This window comes from Streptomyces sp. NPDC007808, assembly GCF_042868655.1.
Taxonomy (GTDB): domain Bacteria; phylum Actinomycetota; class Actinomycetes; order Streptomycetales; family Streptomycetaceae; genus Streptomyces.
Genome location: NZ_JBIAEQ010000002.1, coordinates 267,305 through 287,992, shown reverse-complemented (window position 1 = coordinate 287,992; position 20,688 = coordinate 267,305). Strand labels below are relative to the sequence as shown.

Genomic DNA, 20,688 nt, shown 5'->3' with positions numbered 1-20,688 from the left:
CAGGGGCGTCCAGGTGGGCGCCCGCCTCAGGGAGGACTCAGCCGTGGTTGCGGTTCCCAGGGGCCGATGCCGTCGAACCGCGCACCACCAGCTCCGGCATGAACACGAACTCGCTGTGCGGCGCGGGCGTCCCGCCGATCTCCTCAAGGAGCGTGCGTACCGCCGCCTGTCCCATCGCCGGAACCGGCTTGCGGACCGTCGTCAGGGGCGGGTCGGTGAAGGCGATCAGCGGGGAGTCGTCGAAGCCGACGACCGAGATGTCCTTCGGGACCTCCAGGCCGTGCTGCCGGGCCGCTCGTATCGCGCCCAGCGCCATCATGTCGCTGGCGCAGACCACCGCCGTGCAGCTGCGGTCGATGAGCGCCGTGGCGGCGGCCTGACCGCCCTCCAGCGTGTACAGCGAGTGCTGGATCAGCTCGGTCTCTATGACGTCCGTCGGCAGCTTCAGCTGGTCCTGCATGGTGCGGACGAAGCCCTCGATCTTGCGCTGCACCGGGACGAAGCGCTTGGGGCCGAGGGCCAGGCCGATCCGGGTGTGGCCGAGGGACACCAGGTGGGTGACCGCCAGGTTCATCGCCGCGCGGTCGTCGGGGGAGATGAAGGGGGCCTGGACATGCGGGGAGAAGCCGTCGACCAGGACGAAGGGGACCCCCTGGGCGCGCAGGCGCTCGTAGCGCTGGGTGTCGGCGGTGGTGTCCGCGTGCAGGCCGGAGACGTAGATGATGCCCGCCACCCCACGGTCGACGAGCATCTCCGTCAGCTCGTCCTCCGTCGAGCCGCCCGGCGTCTGGGTGGCCAGCACGGGTGTGTAGCCCTGGCGGGTCAGCGCCTGGCCGATCACCTGGGCCAGCGCGGGGAATATCGGGTTCTCCAGCTCGGGCGTGATCAGGCCCACCAGGCCCTCGCTGCGCTGCCGCAGCCGCACCGGGCGCTCGTAGCCGAGCACGTCGAGCGCGGCCAGCACGGACTGGCGAGTGGTGGCGGCGACGCCCGGCTTCCCGTTGAGGACGCGGCTGACGGTCGCTTCGCTCACCCCCGCCTGCGCAGCGATGTCGGCAAGCCGTGTGGTCACGGCACTGGACTGTACCGGTCGTATGTCGCCTTGCACACCAATGGGACGGCGTGGGCGACCTGTTGACCGGCCCGTCCCGGGCTGCTGCGTCATCGCGCTCCCTCGTGAAAGTGATAGCAAGAGCTTGCAGAGTCTTGCACAACTGCCCGGCGTACCGCTCCACCGTTGAAAAGAAGCGTCTCACGATGGTCGCCGCGAGGTCACGCACGAATAACTTCGGAGATCTCTTGCACTTTTTTTCTGCAAGGTCTTTCGTCGATCTTTCAACGCTGTTACGTTCACGTCGCCCGGCGGCCGCAACGGCGCAGTCGGCAGACAGCAGAGGCAGGCAGACGGGGCCGCCCCTGCACCACACGGGCTTTCACCCTCAAGGAGAACTCATGCGGCGTGGCATAGCGGCCAGCGCGCTGATGGCGTCCCTCGCTCTCGCGGCGACGGCCTGCGGCGGCGGGAACGACAGCGGCAGCGACTCGAGCGGGCCGGTCACCATCACCTGGTGGGACACCTCCAACGCCACCAACGAGGCGCCGACGTACCAGGCCCTGGTCAAGGAGTTCGAGGCCGCCAACAAGGACATCAAGGTCAAGTACGTCAACGTCCCGTTCGACCAGGCGCAGAACAAGTTCGACACCGCCGCCGGTTCCAAGGGCGCCCCGGACATCCTGCGCTCCGAGGTCGGGTGGACGCCCGCCTTCGCCAAGAAGGGCTACTTCCTGCCGCTGGACGGCACCGAGGCCCTCGCCGACCAGGCCAAGTTCCAGCCGAACCTGATCGAGCAGGCCAAGTACGAGGACAAGGTGTACGGCGTTCCGTTCACCACGGACACCCTGGCCTTCGTCTACAACAAGGAACTGTTCAAGAAGGCCGGCGTCGAGGCCCCCAAGACCTGGGACGACCTGAAGAAGGCCGCCGCCAAGATCAAGGCAAAGACCGGCGTCGACGGCTACTGGGGCTCCACCCAGGCCTACTACGCCCAGACGTTCCTCTACGGCGAGGGCACCGACACCGTCGACGCCGAGGCCAAGAAGATCACCGTCGCCGGCGCCGAGGCCAAGAAGGGCTACGGCACCTGGCTGAGCCTGTTCGAGGGCAAGGGCCTGCACAAGGCCGACACCACCGCCGACGCCTACGCCCACATCCAGGAGGCGTTCGTCAACGGCAAGGTCGCCTCGATCATGCAGGGCCCGTGGGAGATCACCAACTTCTACAAGGGCTCCGCGTTCAAGGACAAGAACAACCTCGGCATCGCCACCGTCCCGGCCGGCTCCTCCGGCAAGGCGGGTGCCCCCACCGGCGGTCACAACCTCTCCGTGTACGCCGGCTCCGACGAGGCGCACCAGAAGGCCGCGCTGAAGTTCGTGAACTTCATGACCTCGGCGAAGGCCCAGGAGACCATCGCCCTGAAGAACAACACGCTGCCCACCCGCGACGACGCCTACACCGCCGAGGTCAAGGCCGACCCGGGCATCGCCGGCTACCAGACCGTGCTGGCCGCCGCCCAGCCGCGCCCGGCGCTGCCCGAGTACAGCTCGCTGTGGGGCCCGGTGGACACGGAGCTGCTGAAGATCGCCGGTGGCAAGGTGTCCCTGGACAAGGGTCTGAGCACCGCCGAGACCTCCATCGCCAAGCTGGTCCCGGACTTCACCAAGTGATCCCGAGTGGCCGCCGGAGCTCCCTCTCGTGGGGGGAGAGCTCCGGCGGCCACCGGCCTGTGCGCCGTACACCCCTTGATCTGCCGAACTTCGAGAAGGTTGTCGAACCATGACAGTCGCCATCGACCGCGCGACCGGCAAGCGCCGCGGTGACCGCGCGCCGCGGCCCGGGCTGGGCCAGCGCCTGAAGCACGGCTACCAGAAGCACTGGTACGCCTACGCGATGATCGCCCCGGTGGTGATCGTCCTCGGGGTGCTCGTGCTCTACCCCCTGGTGTACGGCTTCTACCTCACCCTCACCGACGCCACCAGCCTCAACACCGCCCGCACCATCGGTGTCAACGAGATCGAGGCCACCTACAAGTTCATCGGCTTCGACAACTACGCCGACATCCTGTGGGGCGAGACGGCGTACGACCGCTTCTGGTCGCACTTCCTGTGGACGATCTTCTGGACGGCGGCCTGCGTCACCCTCCACTACACCATCGGCCTCGGCCTCGCCCTGCTGCTCAACCAGCAGCTGCGCGGGCGCACCCTGTACCGGCTGATCCTGATCCTGCCGTGGGCCGTGCCGACCTTCGTCACCGTCTTCGGCTGGCGGTTCATGCTCGCCGACGGCGGCATCATCAACTCGTTCCTGGAGACGCTCCACCTGCCGACGCCGCTGTGGCTGGAGGACACCTTCTGGCAGCGGTTCGCCGCGATCATGGTCAACACCTGGTGCGGTGTGCCGTTCATGATGCTCTCGCTGCTCGGCGGCCTGCAGTCCATCGACTCCTCGCTGTACGAGGCCGCCGAGATGGACGGTGCCACCAGGTGGCAGCAGTTCCGGTACGTCACCCTGCCCGGCCTGAGGTCCGTCAGCTCCACCGTCGTCCTGCTCGGCATCATCTGGACCTTCAACCAGTTCGCCATCATCTTCCTGCTGTTCGGCGACACCGCGCCCGACGCCCAGATCCTCGTCACATGGGCCTACTACCTCGGCTTCGGACAGCAGCCGCGCGACTTCGCGCAGTCGGCCGCCTACGGCATCCTGCTGCTGGCCATCCTGATCGTCTTCACCTCCTTCTACCGCCGCTGGCTGAACCGCAACGACCAGCAGCTCGCGATCTGAGGCAGGAGTCCCCATGAGTACGACCACTGTTGAGACCCCGGTGAACAAGCAGGACTCCGTGACCACTGCCGGCCCGCGCAAGGCCCCCCGCCGCGGCGAGAACAGCCTCGGCACGTCCCTCGTCTCCCACGGCATCCTGATCGTGGCGAGCCTGATCGCGCTGTTCCCGGTCGCCTGGCTGGTCTTCCTGTCCCTCGGCCCGGACAAGGACGACTACCTCCACCCCGGCGGCATCTGGGGGAAGATGACGCTGGACAACTACACGTTCGTCCTGCAGGAGACCAAGTTCTTCGACTGGCTGACGAGCACCCTGATCGTCACGCTGGGCACGACGATCATCGGCGTCATCATCTCCGCCACGACCGGGTACGCCGTCTCACGGATGCGCTTTCCGGGCTACAAGAAGTTCATGTGGGTCCTGCTCGTCACCCAGATGTTCCCGGTCGCCGTCCTGATGGTGCCGATGTACCAGATTCTGTCCGAGCTGCAGCTCGTCGACAGCTACCTTGGTCTCGTCCTCGTCTACTGCACGACGACCGTGCCGTACTGCGCCTGGCTGATGAAGGGCTACTTCGACACGATCCCGTTCGAGATCGACGAGGCGGGACGCGTCGACGGGCTGACCCCCTTCGGCACGTTCGCGCGACTGATCCTGCCGCTCGCCAAGCCGGGCCTGGCGGTCGCCGCCTTCTACAGCTTCCTCACGGCCTTCGGTGAGGTCGCGTTCGCGTCGACGTTCATGCTGTCCGACACGAAGTACACCTTCGCCGTCGGTCTGCAGACCTTCGTCAGCGAACACGACGCGCAGCGCAACCTCATGGCCGCGACCGCGGTGCTGATCGCCATACCGGTCTCCGCGTTCTTCTACTTCGTCCAGAAGAACCTCGTGACCGGCCTCACGGCGGGCGGCACCAAGGGCTGAGCCAGGGCTCACCTCGACTCCCGCGCGCCTTGCCGCGCGGGTGGCGGCCGCGGTGTCCATCCGACCCCGCTGTCACCGCGGCCGCCTCGTCATCCCCGTTCGCCGGAGACGCACCCCATGACTTCGACCCCACATCCGTTACGCACCAAGGACGCCATGAGCCAGCACCCCACCGCCCCGGCCCGAACCTCCGCCGTCGCCACCGTCGCCAAGCGCCGTGACTGGTGGCGGGACGCGGTGATCTACCAGGTCTATCCGCGCAGCTTCGCCGACAGCAACGGCGACGGCATGGGCGACCTGGAAGGCGTACGCTCCCGCCTGACGTACCTGCGCGACCTCGGCGTGGACGCCGTGTGGCTCAGCCCCTTCTACGCCTCCCCGCAGGCCGACGCCGGCTACGACGTCGCCGACTACCGGGCCGTCGACCCCATGTTCGGCAACCTGCTGGACGCGGACGCGCTGATCCGCGACGCCCACGGGCTGGGCCTGCGCATCATCGTCGACCTGGTTCCGAACCACTCCTCCGACCAGCACGAGTGGTTCAAGCGGGCGCTCGCCGACGGTCCCGGCTCCCCGCTGCGGGACCGCTACCACTTCCGCCCCGGCAAGGGTGCGAACGGTGAACTCCCGCCCAACGACTGGGAGTCCATCTTCGGCGGCCCGGCCTGGACCCGGGTCACCGAGCCGGACGGCACCCCCGGCGAGTGGTACCTGCACCTCTTCGCCCCCGAGCAGCCCGACTTCAACTGGGAGCATCCCGCGGTCGGCGACGAGTTCCGCTCGATCCTCCGTTTCTGGCTGGACATGGGCGTCGACGGTTTCCGTGTCGACGTCGCCCACGGCCTGGTGAAGGCGGAGGGCCTGCCGGACCTCGGATCCCACGATCAGCTCAAGCTGCTGGGCAACGATGTCATGCCGTTCTTCGACCAGGACGGCGTGCACGCCATCTACCGGCAGTGGCGCACGATCCTCGACGAGTACGCCGGCGAGCGCATCTTCGTCGCGGAGGCCTGGACCCCGACCGTGGAGCGGACGGCGAACTACGTCCGCCCCGACGAACTGCACCAGGCCTTCAACTTCCAGTACCTTGCGACGGAATGGGAGGCGGAGGAGCTCCGCGAGGTCGTCGACCGCACCCTGGAGGCGATGCGCCCGGTGGGCGCCCCCGCCACCTGGGTCCTGTCCAACCACGACGTCACCCGCCACGCGACGCGCTTCGCCAACCCGCCCGGCCTCGGCACCCAGATCCGCACGGCCGGGGACCGGGAACTGGGCCTGCGCCGCGCCCGTGCGGCGACCCTGCTGATGCTGGCACTGCCCGGTTCGGCCTACGTCTACCAGGGCGAGGAACTCGGCCTGCCGGACGTCGTCGACCTCCCCGACGAGGTCCGCCAGGACCCGGCGTACTTCCGCGGGGAGGGTCAGGACGGCTTCCGGGACGGCTGTCGCGTCCCGATCCCCTGGACGCGCACGGGATCGTCGTACGGCTTCGGCACCGGCGGCAGCTGGCTGCCGCAGCCGGCGGGCTGGGGCGAGCTGAGCGTCGAGGCCCAGACCGGCGCCGCGGGCTCCACCCTGGAGCTGTACCGCGCCGCCCTCGCCGCCCGCCGGGAACACCCCGACCTGGGCGCCGGCGACTCGGTGGAGTGGCTTCGCGCGCCCGAGGGCGTCCTGGCCTTCCGGCGTGGTGAGTTCGTGTGCGTCGCCAACACCAGCGGTGAGTCCGTGACGCTCCCGGCGTACGGCCGTGTCCTGCTCGCCAGCGGTGAGATCGCCGAGGCGGACGGCGAGACGAAGGTCCCGTCGGACACCACGGTGTGGTGGACGACCGCCTGACCCGACCGACAACAGCGGCCCGGCCACCTGTCCATGGTGGCCGGGCCGTCGTGTCGTGACGTCACCCACCGATGGGCGTGGGGGAGTTGGGAGGGAACCGTCAGGGTTGTGGATGAAAGTACTTGCTCTTGATTTCAACACTCTTGCTGTAAACCTTTCGTGGCGGTACGGTCTCGCCGGCGCCCGGCAACGACGCCTGGCCGTCATCGCAAGGAGTTACGCCTGTGATATCGAGATGGTCCGTCACCGCGACCGCGACCGTGCTCGCCGCCACGGCAGCCGTTGTCGCTCCCGCCACCACCGCCTCCGCCTCCCCGCCCGGCACCAAGGACGTCACCGCCGTCCTGTTCGAGTGGAACTTCGCCTCCGTGGCGAAGGAGTGCACCAGCACCCTCGGCCCCGCCGGCTACGGCTACGTCCAGGTCTCCCCGCCCGCCGAGCACATCCAGGGCGCGCAGTGGTGGACCTCGTACCAGCCGGTCAGCTACAAGATCGCCGGACGCCTCGGCGACCGTACGGCCTTCAAGAACATGGTCGACACCTGCCATGCGGCCGGTGTGAAGGTCGTCGTCGACACGGTCGTCAACCACATGGCTGCGGGCAACGGCACCGGCACCGGTGGCTCGTCGTACACGAAGTACAACTACCCCGGCCTGTACTCGTCGTTCGACTTCGACGACTGCACGAGCCAGATCAGCAACTACCAGGACCGCTGGAACGTCCAGCGGTGCGAGCTGGTGGGCCTCGCCGACCTCGACACCGGTGAGGACTACGTCCGCAAGGCCGTCGCCGGGTACATGAACGACCTGCTCTCGCTCGGCGTCGACGGCTTCCGCGTCGACGCGGCCAAGCACATGGCCGCCGCCGACCTCGCGAACATCAAGTCCCGGCTGAGCAACCCGGGCGTGTACTGGAAGCAGGAGGTCATCTACGGCAGCGGCGAGGCCGTCCAGCCCACCGAGTACACGGGCAACGGCGACGTCCAGGAGTTCCGCTACGCCTACGACCTCAAGCGCGTCTTCAACAACGAGAACCTCGCCTATCTGAAGAACTACGGCGAGGGCTGGGGCTACATGAACAGCGGTGTCGCGGGCGTCTTCGTCGACAACCACGACACCGAGCGCAACGGCTCCACGCTCAGCTACAAGGACAACGCCACCTACACGCTGGCCAACGTCTTCATGCTGGCCTGGCCCTACGGTGCCCCGGACATCAACTCCGGGTACGAGTTCACCGACCACGACGCGGGCCCGCCGAACGGCGGCCGGGTCGACGCCTGTTGGCAGAACGGCTGGAAGTGCCAGCACAACTGGCCGGAGATCAAGTCGATGGTCGCCTTCCGCAACACCACCCGCGGCCAGGCCGTCACCGACTGGTGGGACAACGGCGGCGACGCGATCGCCTTCGGGCGGGGCGGCAAGGGCTTCGTGGCCATCAACCACGAGTCGAGCAGCCTGAGCCGGACCTACCAGACGTCCCTCCCGGCGGGCACGTACTGCAACGTGCAGAACAACACGACGGTGACCGTGAACTCCAGCGGCCAGTTCACCGCGACCCTGGGTGCCAACACCGCCCTGGCGATCCACGCGGGCAGGACGAGCTGCTGAACGCGAGCGCGCGGATACGGCGCCCCTCGGTACTCCGAGGGGCGCCGTACGTCGTCGGGGGGCGTCCGGACCGACGTCCGGGCGACTGTCGGACGAACTCCCGCACCTCTGAAAGTTTTTACCGATCGTTTCAGGACTCTTGCTGTAAGGCTTTCGGCGGCGATACGGTCGCGCGGGGTCGGACCCAAGAGAGCCGTATCGCAAGGAGTCCACGTCAGTGATACCGAGTTGGCCGCCGCCGCCGCGGCGCCGTACCGCACACGCCGGACGGGTCGCTGCGGTCACCGTGACCGCGCTGGCCGCAGCGCTCGTCCAGCCCCTCGCCGCCGGGGCGGCGACCCCGCCGGCGCCTCCCTCCGACGCGAGGCTCGCCGCCGAGCCCGCCCGGCACGAAGCCACCCGCGAGCAGTTCTACTTCGTCCTGCCGGACCGTTTCGCCAACGGCGACCGCGGCAACGACAAGGGCGGCCTGACCGGTTCCCGCCTCACCACCGGCCACGACCCCACCGACAAGGGCTTCTACCAGGGCGGTGACCTCAAGGGCCTGACCAAGAGGCTCGACTACATCAAGGGCCTCGGCACCACCGCCATCTGGATGGCCCCCATCTTCAAGAACCAGCCCGTGCAGGGCACCGGCGCGAACGCCTCCGCCGGCTACCACGGCTACTGGATCACCGACTTCACCCAGGTCGACCCGCACTTCGGCACGAACAAGGACCTTCAGACCCTCATCTCCAAGGCGCACGCCAAGGGCATGAAGGTCTTCTTCGACGTCATCACCAACCACACGGCTGACGTCGTCGACTACGAGGAGAAGTCGTACGACTACCTCTCCAAGGGTGCCTTCCCGTACCTGACGAAGGACGGAAAGCCCTTCGACGACGCCGACTACGCGGACGGCGCCGAGCGCTTCCCCGCGGTCGACTCGGACTCCTTCCCGCGCACGCCCACCGTCGCCAAGCGGAACAAGGTCCCGTCGTGGCTCAACGACCCGACGATGTACCACAACCGTGGCGACTCCACCTTCGCCGGTGAGAGCTCCACGCACGGCGACTTCTCCGGCCTCGACGACCTGTGGACCGAGCGTCCCGAGGTCGTCAGCGGTATGGCGAAGATCTACCAGCGGTGGGTACGTGACTTCGACATCGACGGCTTCCGCATCGACACCGTGAAGCACGTCAACATGGAGTTCTGGACCCAGTGGGCCACGGCCCTCGACTCCTACGCGGCCAAGCAGGGCCGCGACGACTTCTTCATGTTCGGCGAGGTGTACTCCGCCGACACGGACATCACCTCCCCGTACGTCACCGAGGGCCGCCTCGACGCCACGCTCGACTTCCCCTTCCAGGAGGCGGCACGGCAGTACGCCTCCCAGGGCGGCAGCGCGAACAAGCTCGCGCACGTCTTCGGCGCCGACTACAAGTACACGACCGACAAGGCAAACGCCTACGAGCAGGTCACCTTCCTCGGCAACCACGACATGGGCCGCATCGGGCACTTCCTGAAACAGGACAACCCGAAGGCCACCGACGCCGAGCTGCTGAAGAAGGACCGGCTCGCCAACGAGCTGATGTTCCTCAGCCGCGGCAACCCCGTCGTCTACTACGGCGACGAGCAGGGCTTCACCGGCGCCGGCGGCGACAAGGACGCCCGCCAGACCCTGTTCGCCTCCAGGACCGCCGACTACCTCGACGACGACCAGCTCGGCACCGACCGCACCCACGCGAGCGACGCCTACGACACCAAGGCCCCCCTCTACCGTCGGATCAGCGCCCTGTCCAAGCTGCGCAAGGCCCACCCGGCCCTCGCCGACGGCGTCCAGACCGAGCGCTACGCGGCCGACGGCGCCGGCGTCTACGCCTTCTCGCGCACCGACGCCAGGACGGGCACCGAGTACGTCGTCGCCTTCAACAACGCCGACGACACCAAGTCGGCGACCTTCACGACCGGTTCGGCCGGCATGACGTTCAAGGGCGTCTACGGCACCGACGGCTCGGTCCGCAGCGACGGCGACAAGAAGGTCACCGTCAGCGTCCCGGCCGGCTCGGCGACCGTCTGGAAGGCGGCCGGCAAGCTCGCCGCACCCGCCACGAAGCCGGCGCTCACCCTGCAGGCCCCCGCCGCCGGCGCCACCGGCACCGTGGAAGTCTCCGCCGACGTCGACGGCGGCGGGCTCAACCGCGTCGTGTTCGCAGCCCAGGTCGGAAACGGCAAGTGGCGGACCCTCGGCTCCGCCGACCACGCCCCGTACAAGGTCACGCAGACCATCGGCAAGGACGTACCGCCCGGCACCGCCCTGCGCTACAAAGCGGTCGTGATCGACTCGGCGGGCCGCACGGCGAGCACGACGGCGACCTCCACCACCGGCACCCCGCCCGCGCCCGAGATCCCCTCGGCCGCCTCCCGCGACTACGCGATCGTCCACTACAAGCGCACCGACGGCGACTACGCGAACTGGGGCCTGTACGCCTGGGGCGACCTCGCCGACGGCGAGTCCACCGAATGGCCGGACAGCCACCCGTTCATCGGCCGCGACTCCTACGGCGCCTTCGCCTACGTCAAGCTGAAGCCCGGCGCCTCGAACATCGGCTTCCTCGTCATCGACAAGGACGGCAACAAGGACGTCTCCAGCGACCGCACGATCGACCTCACCAAGACCGGCGAGATCTGGATCGAGCAGGGCAAGGAGGCCGTACGCACCGACAGGCCCGCGGCCGACTACCCGGCACCGGACAGGACCAGGGCGACCCTGCACTACCACCGCGCCGACGGGAACTACGACGGCTGGGGCCTGCACGTCTGGACGGGTGCCGCGAACCCCACCGACTGGTCGAACCCCCTGAAGCCGGTCAAGACTGACTCCTATGGTGCGGTCTTCGAGGTACCGCTCACCGACGGTGCCACCAGCCTCAGCTACATCATCCACAAGGGCGACGAGAAGGACCTGCCCTCCGACCAGTCGCTCGACCTCAAGGCGAACGGCCACGAGGTGTGGCTGGTGAGCGGCCAGGAGAAGTACCTGCTCCCGCAGCCCGCGGGCTCGGCGGCGGCGCTCGACCTGACCACCTCCAAGGCCGTCTGGATCGACCGGAACACCATCGCCTGGAACGGCTCCGAGGCCGCCGCCTCCACCCAACTGCTGTACAGCAGGGACGGCGGCATCGCGGTCGAGGACGGCGCCCTGACCGGTGACGCCAAGTGGCTGCGCCTGATCAAGACGTCCCTCACCGACGCCCAGAAGGCGAAGTTCCCGCACCTGAGGAACCACGCCGCCTGGACCGTCGACCCACGTGACCGCGACCGGGTCCGCGCGGCCCTGCGCGGCCAGGTCGTCGCCTCCCAGCGGGCCGCGAACGGCGCCGTCCTGGCCGCGACCGGCGTGCAGATCGCGGGCGTGCTCGACGATCTCTACTCCACCCCCGCGACGAAGGCCGACCTCGGGCCGACCTTCGCCAAGGGCCGTCCGAGCCTGGCCGTCTGGGCGCCCACCGCGCACTCCGTCGAGCTGGAGATCGGCGCGTCCACCGTCGCGATGAAGCGGGACGACAGCTCCGGCGTCTGGTCCGTCACCGGCCCCAGGTCCTGGAAGAACAAGCCGTACCGGTACGTCGTGAAGGTCTGGGCGCCCAGCGTCGGCAAGGTCGTCACCAACAAGGTCACCGACCCCTACTCGCTCGCGCTGACCGCCGACTCCGAGCGCAGCCTGGTCGTCGACCTGCGCGACCGGTCCCTGGCGCCGGCCGGCTGGTCCACGTACACCAAGCCGAAGGCCGTGCCGCTGAAGGACGCCCAGATCCAGGAGCTGCACGTCCGGGACTTCTCGGTCGCGGACGAGACGGTGCCCGCGAAGGACAAGGGCACCTACCTCGCCTTCACCGACAAGCTCAGCGACGGCTCCCGGCACCTGAGGAAGCTGGCCGAGGCGGGCACGTCGTACGTCCACCTCCTGCCGGCCTTCGACATCGCCACCATCCCCGAGAAGAAGTCCGAGCAGGCCACCGCCGACTGCGACCTCGCCTCCTTCCCGGCCGACTCCGACAAGCAGCAGGAGTGCGTGGCGAAGATCGCCGCGAAGGACGCCTACAACTGGGGCTACGACCCGTACCACTACACGGTCCCCGAGGGCTCCTACGCCTCCGACCCCGACGGCACCGCGCGCAACGTCGAATTCCGCAAGATGGTCAAGGCCCTCAACGAGGACGGCCTGCGCGTCGTCATGGACGTCGTCTACAACCACACGGCGGCCAGTGGGCAGGCGGACACCTCCGTCCTCGACCGGATCGTCCCCGGCTACTACCAGCGGCTGCTCGCCGACGGCTCGGTCGCCAACAGCACCTGCTGCGCCAACACCGCCACCGAGAACGCGATGATGGGCAAGCTGGTCGTCGACTCGATCGTCACGTGGGCCAAGGAGTACAAGGTCGACGGCTTCCGCTTCGACCTCATGGGCCACCACCCGAAGGCCAACATCCTGGCCGTCCGCAAGGCCCTGGACGCCCTGACCCTCGCCGAGGACGGCGTCGACGGCAAGAAGATCATCCTGTACGGCGAGGGCTGGAACTTCGGCGAGGTCGCCGACGACGCCCGCTTCGTCCAGGCCACCCAGAAGAACATGGCCGGCACCGGCGTCGCGACCTTCTCCGACCGCGCCCGCGACGCCGTGCGCGGCGGCGGCCCCTTCGACGAGGACCCGGGCATCCAGGGCTTCGCGTCCGGCCTCTACACCGAGCCCAACGCGTCGAAGAACAACGGCACCACCGAGGAGCAGAAGGCCCGGCTGCTGCATTACCAGGACCTGATCAAGGTCGGGCTGTCCGGCAACCTCGCCGGCTACCGCTTCACCGACACCGGCGGCAAGGAGGTCAAGGGCTCGGAGGTCGACTACAACGGCGCACCCGCCGGTTACGCGGACGCCCCCGGCGACGCCCTCGCGTACGCCGACGCGCACGACAACGAGTCGCTGTTCGACGCCCTCGCCTTCAAGCTGCCGGCGACGACGAGCGCGGCCGACCGCGCCCGGATGCAGGTCCTCGCCATGGCCACGGCCACCCTCTCGCAGGGCCCGGCCCTCTCCCAGGCCGGCACCGACCTGCTGCGCTCCAAGTCCCTGGACCGCAACTCCTACGACAGCGGCGACTGGTTCAACGCCATCCACTGGAACTGCGCCGACGGCAACGGCTTCGGGCGGGGTCTGCCGATGGCGGCCGACAACGCCTCCAAGTGGCCGTACGCCAAGCCGCTGCTGACCACCGTGAAGGCCGGCTGCGAGCAGATCGAGGGCGCCTCGGTGGCCTACCGGGACCTGCTGCGGATCCGTTCGACGGAGAGCGCGTTCTCGCTCGGCACCGCCGAGCGGGTCCAGTCGGAGCTGTCCTTCCCGCTGTCCGGCAAGGACGAGACGCCGGGGGTGATCACCATGCGGCTCGGGGAGCTCGTCGTCGTCTTCAACGCGACACCCGAGCGGCAGGAGCAGCGGATCGGGTCGCTGGCCGGCGACGGCTACCGGCTGCATCCGGTGCAGGCCGAGGGGGCGGACTCTATCGTCAAGTCCTCGTCGTATGAGCGGAAATCCGGCACGTTCGCCGTTCCGGGGCGCACTGTCGCCGTCTTCGCACGAGCGCTCTGACACCGCGCTAGCTTGAATGGGGCGGACTCGGAGCGCCGGGTCCGCCCCATTCGTGTGCGTACTCAGAGGCTGGCGACGATGAACGGTTACGGCAGGCAGCCGGGCACCACCGTGATGGTCGTCGACGACGTCTCGGCCAACCGCTACGCCATGGGCGCCGTGCTGCGCCGAGCGGGCCACGAGGTCGTCCCCGTCGCCACCGCGGGCCAGGCACTGAGCGAACTCGACGTGCGGCTGCGCGCGGGCGCCCTGCCCGATGTGGCCCTCGTCGACGTGGGGCTGCCGGACATGAGCGGCTTCGAACTCTGCCGCCGGGTCAAGTCCCGGCCGTCCATGGCCGCGCTTCCCGTCGTCCACTTCTCCGCCAGTGCCGTGGAGACCGGTGACCGCTGCCGCGGGCTGGACGCGGGCGCCGACGCCTTCCTGACGGTGCCGGCCGAGCCCAGCGAGATCGAGGCCGTCGTACGGGCCGCCGTCCGAGGGGCGCGCCGGATGACCGCCGCGGCGACGCTCGCCCAGCGGCTGACGCTGCTGTCCGAGGCGATCGTCACCGTGCAGACCGCGCGCTGCCTGGGGGAGCTGGCCGACGCCGCCGCCGCGGGCGCGGCCCGGCTCACCGGCACCCCGGCCGTCGTCTTCGTCATCGGCCCGGACGGCGAACCGCACTGGGGCAGCTCCCGGCGCCTGCCCGGCGGGCACGGCGCCGCCCGCCGGGCGGACACCCCCTCCGCGCTGCCCGACGCGGCGCTCGGCGACACCGGCAGGCACGGCACCGCCCCGCACGTGGCGGCGGCACGGCTGATCACGCGGATCACCAAGGGCTGGGGCGGGCGGCGCGGCACGCACAGCACAATCGTCCCCGCCTCGCTGTGGCCCGCGGGGTTCTTCCGCCCCGGCGTCCAGGAGGACGCGCGCCTGGTGCTGGTGCTCCCCGAGACCGGCCCGGCCCCGGTCTGCGTGGCCACCCCGGTGCGCCCGGCCGACGACGACCTCCTCGCCCGGCTCGCCCAGGCCACCGCGCTCGCCGCCGAACCGCTGCTGATGTACCAGGCCGAACGGCACATCGCGCTCACCCTCCAGCACAGTTTCCTGCCCCAGCCGTACCGGATGCCCGCGCTGCCCGGCGTGGAGGTGGTCGTCCGGTACGTGCCCGCGTCCCGGCAGGCCGAGATCGGCGGCGACTTCTACGCCGCCCTGCGCACCTCGAAGGGGGTGCTCACCGCGGTCGGGGACGTCGTCGGGCACTCGCTGGACGCGGCCACCGTCATGGTCGAGATCAGGCACGCCCTACGCGCCTACTGCGTCGAGGAGAGCGACCCGGGCACGCTCGCCGCACGACTGGACCGCATGCTCCAGCACTACCACCCCGACGTCACCGCCACGGTCTGCCTGACCCTGGTCGACCCCGGCACCGGACGCACCAGCGTCGCCAACGCGGGCCACATCCCGCCGCTGATCGTGCGGGACGAGGGCGAGGCCGAGTACGTCCGCGCGGCCGGCCCGCTGCTCGGGCTCGGCCTGGACCGGCCCGAGCCGACCGAGCTGGTCCTCACCGGAAAGGAGCGGCTCCTCATGGTCACCGACGGGCTCATCGAGACCCGCGGCGTCGACCTCGCCGCCTCCATGGAGCAGTTGCGCACGGCCGCCGCCGATGCCCCGCCCGGCGTGGAGGAGCTGTGCGACACCCTGCTGGGCTGCTTCGGGCACCAGCAGGAGGACGACATCGCGATGCTGGCGCTGCGGTTAGGGTGAGCGCTGACGTCGTAGAACAGGAGTGCCCATGCCGCAGATCACCGTCGACTACTCCGCACCGCTCGCCGAGGGGTTCGACCGGCGCGGTTTCGTACTCGCCCTGCACGACGCGGTGGTCGAGATCGCGGCCGCTAAGTACGAGGCCTGCAAGACGCAGTTCCGGCCCGGCGAGGAGACGGCCGTCGGGCGGGACACGGACGGGCACGCCGTCGTCCACGTCACCCTGGGCCTGCTGGCGGGACGCACGGACGAGACCAAGGAGCGTCTGACCGAGGCGGTCCTGGAGCTGGTGCGCACCCATGTGAAGCCCGCCGACGGCACCGCGCTGCACGCGTCCGCCGAGGTGCGGGACCTGGATCCGTCGTACCGGAAGTTCGACGCCTGAGCCTCAGGAGGCCAGCGAGACGATCCGGGTGACCAGATCGCTGAACGGGCCGTCGGCCGGCTCGTCCTTCAGTATGCGGCGCAGCAACGCGCCCATCTCCTCGTCGTAGGCGGCGCTGACGGCGGCCAGCGCGGCGAAGTCGTGCACGAGCTGCTTCTCCAGCTCGGCGCGCGGGATGCGCCGGCCGTCCAGCCAGATCAGTGCCGTCGACTCGGCGAGGGATATCCAGGAGCGGACGACCAGTTCCAGCCGCGCGGGCGGGTCGTCCACCCGCAGATGCGAAAGGATCTGGACATACGCGGCCTGCCGGACGGAGTCGATGAGCGCGTTCGTCGCGGTGGAGCCGACCGCCGGACCGCCGCGCATCAACGCCGAGAAACCGGGGCCGTGCTCGTCGACGAAGTCGAAGAACCGGCGCATCACCCGCAGCAGGCGCGCCCCGAGCGGGCCGTCCTGCGGTTCCACGAACCGTTCCGCCAGATCCTGCGACGCACGCTTCAACGCGGCCTCGTACAGGCTGAGTTTGCCGGGGAAGTAGTGGTAGACCAGCGGCCGCGAGATGCCCGCGGCCGACGCTATCTCGTCGATGGAGACATCGTCGGGAGAGCGCTGGCTGAACAGTTCGAGGGCGACGCCGATCAACTGCTGCCGCCGCTCCTCGACTCCCATTCTTCGCCGTACCCCGGTAGTCATGCGAACACCTTACCGATCGATTCCGGCCTCGAACGGAGCGGACCGGTCGCCGATGTTCACATGTCCAGTACGAGTCGGTCACCTCGCGCCCGTGACACACAGATGAGCATGGAATCGCCCCGCTCCGCGTCCGTCAGCAGTTCGTCCCGGTGATCCACCTCGCCCTCCAGCACCCGTTGTTGGCAGGTCCCGCAGAAGCCCTGCTCGCAGGAGTACGCGGTGTCCGGCAGCTCGGCCCGCACGGCGGCCAGCACGGTCGAGTCCTCGGGGACGGTCAACGTCCTCCCGCTGCGCCGCAGTTCGACCTCGAAGGCACCGCCTCCCGAGGCACGGGGCGAGAACCGCTCCAGGTGCACCCGCGGCACCCGCTCCGCCACCGCCCCCATCAGCCCCTCGGGACCGCAGCAGTAGACGGCGGCGTGCTCGGGGACGTCCGCGAGGAACGCGTCCAGATCGGGCAGCCCCTCCACGACGAGGACCCGGTCCGCACCGAGTTTCTCGATCTCCTCCAGGAACGGCATCGACGCGCGGTCGCGCCCGCAGTACAGCAACCGCCACGCGACCCCCTGCGGCAGCGCCCGCAGCATCGGCAGGACGGGCGTGATCCCGATGCCGCCCACGACGAACACGTACGATGCGGCCTCGACCAGCGGGAACCGGTTCCGCGGCCCCCGCACCTCCAGCTCCATCCCCTCCCGTACCTGCTCGTGCACCTCGCGCGAGCCGCCCCGGCCGTCCGGGACCAGCCGGGCGGCCACGGTGTACGACGAGGTGTCCGCGGGATCGCCGCACAGCGAGTACTGCCGTACCAGCCCCGACGGCAGCACGAGGTCGAGATGGGCGCCCGGCTCCCAGCGCGGCAGGTCGTGCCCCTCCAGCCGCAGCCGTACGACTCCTTCGGCGACCGGCTCGCGCGAGGTCACCAGCAGCCGCAGCGCCCGCGAGCGGGGCCGCCCGGAGACGGGCTCCTCCAGGGCGGGCAGCGGCCACAGCGGCGAGGACCGTATCCGGCGGCGCAGCGCCCGCCGCGCGAGCAGGGCGGCACCGGCGACGACCATGACGGTCCGGGGCTTCGGCATCAGGCGGCGCCCTTCTCGTGCTTCTGCGCCGCGAGCGCGGCGGGGGAGGAGGCCAGATAGGCGAGGGCCTGCTCGGTCGAGCCCTCCTGGGAGGGGTGGTAGGCGCGGCTGAGGTAGCGCGGGACGGACCTGAGCATGTCGCCGGTCGTGGGCAGGGTGCCGCGCCGGCCGCGTACATGGAAGTCCTTGAAGCCGGCCCTGCCGTCGATGAGCGTCGGGTCGTTCTCCATGAAGAAGCGCGCCCCGCGCTGCCACAGGAACACCAGCGCGGTGAACGCCGTGGCCCATGTCCGCACCCGGCGCCGGTAGCTCCCGTCGACGTGCGTGAACAGGTCGAAGGCGACCGACCGGTGCTCGACCTCCTCCGCGCCGTGCCAGCGCAGCAGGTCCAGCATGGTCGGGTCGGCGCCCCGGCGGTCCAGTTCCTCGGCGTTCAGCACCCAGTCGCCGAGGAAGGCCGTGTAGTGCTCGATGGCCGCGATGAGCGCCACCCGCTCCATCAGCCACCAGCGCCGCGCCCGGCCGGGCGGCAGGGTGCCGTCGCCCAGCAGCTTCTCGAAGAGCCAGTCCACCTGCGCGGTGTACGGCGTCGGATCGAGCCCCTGGTCCCGCAGGTGCGGCAGCACCTCGTCATGGGCCTGCGAGTGCATCGCCTCCTGCCCGATGAACCCGAGGACGTCCTCGCGCAGCCGCTCGTCCCGGATGTACGGCAGCACCTGCTTGTAGACATGGACGAACCACCGCTCACCGGCGGGCAGGAGCAGATGCAGCACATTGATCGTGTGGGTCGTGAACGGGTCCCCGGGCACCCAGTGCAACGGAGTGTCGTCCCAGGAGAAGGACACCTTGCGGGCCTTGAGGGGCACCCGCTCCTGCTTGTTAGACATGGCGTCAATGTACTGACGGGTAGGGCGTGGGTGAACCCCTGTGCGGCACCTTGTTCACGCGGTTGTCAGCAAGGTGGCCTTCGTCGTACCGCCGCCCGCCTCATCCGAGCCCGTGGATCGACCGCCCGCTCTCCAGCGTGCCCTTGAGCTCGGCCTGGGCCCCCTGCTCGGCCCGCGCCGTCAGGAGACTGCCCCGCGAAGTGCCGCGCACGCCGCCCGTGGCCCGGATCGACGCCGTGTCCCCGGCGCCCGCCGCCAGCAGGTACCAGTCGCCGGTCTGCGCCTTCCACAGCACCCCGGCCAGCACATGCGGATCCCGCGCCCCGCAGGCCGAGACGTTCTGCGCCTTCGCCACCACCGCGGCGGCCGCCGAGCCCGGCGTCCGGAACTGGGCCAGCACCCGCTCGCCGCCGCCCCGCCAGGTCTCGGCACGGGTGCACACCCAGTCCGCCGAACCGGTCCCGTCGGGCAGCGGCTGCCGGGCGTACGTCCAGGCGTTGACCGTGCGCACGCCCGCGGAGCGCAGGTTGCCCAGCCAGCAGGAGTACGGCGCCCAGGCGCGCAGGGCCGCGGGCCCCGCCGCCTCGCCGGTCTTGCCGGGACGGCCGGTCGTGAGGCGGGCCGGGACCAGTTCGGCCAGGTCGGTCAGCAGCCGGGTGCCGGTGCTGTCGGTCACCTGCAGGACGTTCCAGGACGTGCACGTGGCGGACTGCCGGGTGGCGGGGCTCGCCATCGGCGAGGTGACGCCGTCGGACACGGTCAGGTCCATCGCACCGGTACGCGGCTTCAGCAGGTCCCGCTCGGCCGCCCTCTTCACCCAGGGCGCCATCAGATAGCGGACATTGCCGTCGGCCCGGCTCAGGACAACCGCGCTCGCCTCGGCCCCGGTCGCGCCGTCGACCCGGGAGAAGTCCAGGGCGGCGCCGGACGTGCCGTCATTCGGCTCGGCGTAGCGGGCGATGCGCAGCCCGTCGTAGAGGATCACCACGCGGGCGTTGTCGATGCTCCCCGCGTACAGCAGCTGCGGCGCCCCGGGCGGGCCGCCCGACGGGGTGCCGGGGGTGGCCGAGACCGCGACCGTCTCGCCGGGGCGTGCCCACACGGCGAGGGCGCGGCGCAGCAGGGCCGAGTCGTCGGTGAGGTCACCGCGCGCCGGCCACACCGAGAAGTCGGTGCGGGCGGAGGACTGCCAGGCCAGCGCCGGGATCTTCGTCAACTGGGCCGGGTCGAGGGCCGCCTCGGCCGCCGGGTTCTGCGCGTACGAGGGAGCGGCCGGGCCGTCCGGGCTCCAGCCCTCGCCGGGCAGGCCCAGCAGCGCCCCGCACACCAGCAGGGCCGCCCCGGCGGCGAGCGTGGCCTTCAGGTGCTGCCTGCGCCGCATCAGGTCGGTGGGCCGGGCCTGGAGCGAGCAGGGGTCGAACTCGGGGGAGTCGAGCAGCGCGTACTGCGCCTCGACGGTGTCGGCCTCCTCCAGCGCGGCGTCCCAGTCCTCGACGCCCGCCGCCGCCAGGACCTCGCACACGTCGTCGTCCGGGAGCTTCTCCAGACCGCGCAGGACGTAGGCCGCCCGCGCCGGGCCGGACAGCGCCGACAGCCGCTGGTCCAGGGCGAGTTCGTCGGCGCCGCCCGACCTGGGGAAGAGGCGCAGGCCCCACACGTGGGGCAGCAGCGGGGGCAGTTGGGAGCGCTTGGGCCAGGCGAGGCGCTTCAGCGGCTTGCCCGCCTCCAGTGCCGAACGCAGGACGCGCAGGCGCAGGAAGGCGTATCCGACGTCGCTCTCGCGGCCGGTCGACTGGGCCGGGATCGTGGGTGTCGCGCTCGTCCGGCCACGGGGCAGCGCGCGCTGGGTCAGGGAGTGCGCGGTCACCACGCGCCGGTTGCGGCCGAGGCTGGGCGGCAGCACCAGGTAGGCGAGCCGGACGAGGCGCGGGTAGTGCTCGACGAGCGCGGCCTCCGCCCGCTCGACGTCGACGACCGGGTCGGCCGGGGCGGGGGCGGGGCGCGGGGCGACATCCTGTGACTGCACGTTCAGCAGAACGAGCGAATCGTCGGTTGGTCACCGT

Annotated in this window: 13 protein-coding genes; 8 read left to right on the top strand and 5 right to left on the bottom strand. The window is 70.2% G+C overall.

Translation table 11 applies throughout. From position 1 onward, the window contains the following. Nucleotides 1-37: 37 nt before the first annotated feature. Nucleotides 38-1,072 (bottom strand): LacI family DNA-binding transcriptional regulator, encoded by a 1,035-nt coding sequence (locus ACFYNL_RS07480; RefSeq protein ID WP_388798144.1) that lies wholly within the window; start codon nt 1,070-1,072, stop codon nt 38-40. Between the two features lie 380 nt (nt 1,073-1,452). Here ACFYNL_RS07480 and ACFYNL_RS07475 point away from each other — a divergent pair, with 380 nt between their 5' ends. From ACFYNL_RS07475 to ACFYNL_RS07440, 8 genes are all read left to right on the top strand, one after another. Further along, on the top strand, nt 1,453-2,724 hold the full coding sequence (locus tag ACFYNL_RS07475; RefSeq protein WP_388798141.1) for an extracellular solute-binding protein: 1,272 nt from the start codon (nt 1,453-1,455) through the stop codon (nt 2,722-2,724). A 109-nt stretch (nt 2,725-2,833) separates the two neighbouring features. Beyond that, a complete protein-coding gene (locus ACFYNL_RS07470) occupies nt 2,834-3,838 on the top strand; it encodes a carbohydrate ABC transporter permease (RefSeq protein ID WP_388798138.1) in 1,005 nt (334 codons plus the stop codon). Nucleotides 3,839-3,851: 13 nt separating this feature from the next. Beyond that, nucleotides 3,852-4,760: a sugar ABC transporter permease gene (locus ACFYNL_RS07465; RefSeq protein ID WP_388798135.1), complete on the top strand. Its 909-nt coding sequence runs from the start codon at nt 3,852-3,854 to the stop codon at nt 4,758-4,760. Between the two features lie 156 nt (nt 4,761-4,916). Next, complete coding sequence (locus tag ACFYNL_RS07460) at nt 4,917-6,596, top strand: glycoside hydrolase family 13 protein (RefSeq protein WP_388798133.1); 1,680 nt, start codon at nt 4,917-4,919, stop codon at nt 6,594-6,596. Nucleotides 6,597-6,820: 224 nt separating this feature from the next. Continuing rightward, nucleotides 6,821-8,203: an alpha-amylase family protein gene (locus ACFYNL_RS07455; RefSeq protein WP_388798131.1), complete on the top strand. Its 1,383-nt coding sequence runs from the start codon at nt 6,821-6,823 to the stop codon at nt 8,201-8,203. A 217-nt stretch (nt 8,204-8,420) separates the two neighbouring features. After that, nucleotides 8,421-13,829 carry a pullulanase-type alpha-1,6-glucosidase gene (gene pulA / locus ACFYNL_RS07450; RefSeq protein WP_388798128.1) on the top strand — a complete coding sequence of 1,803 codons (5,409 nt, stop codon included), beginning with the start codon at nt 8,421-8,423 and terminating at the stop codon, nt 13,827-13,829. A gap of 78 nt (nt 13,830-13,907) precedes the next feature. Then, complete coding sequence (locus ACFYNL_RS07445) at nt 13,908-15,581, top strand: SpoIIE family protein phosphatase (RefSeq protein WP_388800508.1); 1,674 nt, start codon at nt 13,908-13,910, stop codon at nt 15,579-15,581. Between the two features lie 28 nt (nt 15,582-15,609). Further along, the gene (locus ACFYNL_RS07440) at nt 15,610-15,966 is read left to right on the top strand and encodes a 5-carboxymethyl-2-hydroxymuconate Delta-isomerase (RefSeq protein ID WP_388798125.1); all 357 of its coding nucleotides are present in this window, start codon (nt 15,610-15,612) and stop codon (nt 15,964-15,966) included. A gap of 3 nt (nt 15,967-15,969) precedes the next feature. On the opposite strand, the gene ACFYNL_RS07435 is transcribed toward ACFYNL_RS07440, so the two are convergent. From ACFYNL_RS07435 to ACFYNL_RS07420, 4 genes are all read right to left on the bottom strand, one after another. Next, nucleotides 15,970-16,659: a TetR/AcrR family transcriptional regulator gene (locus ACFYNL_RS07435; RefSeq protein ID WP_388798122.1), complete on the bottom strand. Its 690-nt coding sequence runs from the start codon at nt 16,657-16,659 to the stop codon at nt 15,970-15,972. Between the two features lie 56 nt (nt 16,660-16,715). Beyond that, complete coding sequence (locus ACFYNL_RS07430) at nt 16,716-17,738, bottom strand: PDR/VanB family oxidoreductase (RefSeq protein ID WP_388798119.1); 1,023 nt, start codon at nt 17,736-17,738, stop codon at nt 16,716-16,718. Continuing rightward, on the bottom strand, nt 17,738-18,625 hold the full coding sequence (locus ACFYNL_RS07425; RefSeq protein ID WP_388798116.1) for a metal-dependent hydrolase: 888 nt from the start codon (nt 18,623-18,625) through the stop codon (nt 17,738-17,740). The genes ACFYNL_RS07430 and ACFYNL_RS07425 overlap by 1 nt, the downstream gene beginning before the upstream one ends. A 100-nt stretch (nt 18,626-18,725) precedes the next feature. Next, entirely contained in the window at nt 18,726-20,651 is a 1,926-nt protein-coding gene (locus ACFYNL_RS07420) for a hypothetical protein (RefSeq protein ID WP_388798113.1), read from the bottom strand. Nucleotides 20,652-20,688 lie beyond the last annotated feature (37 nt).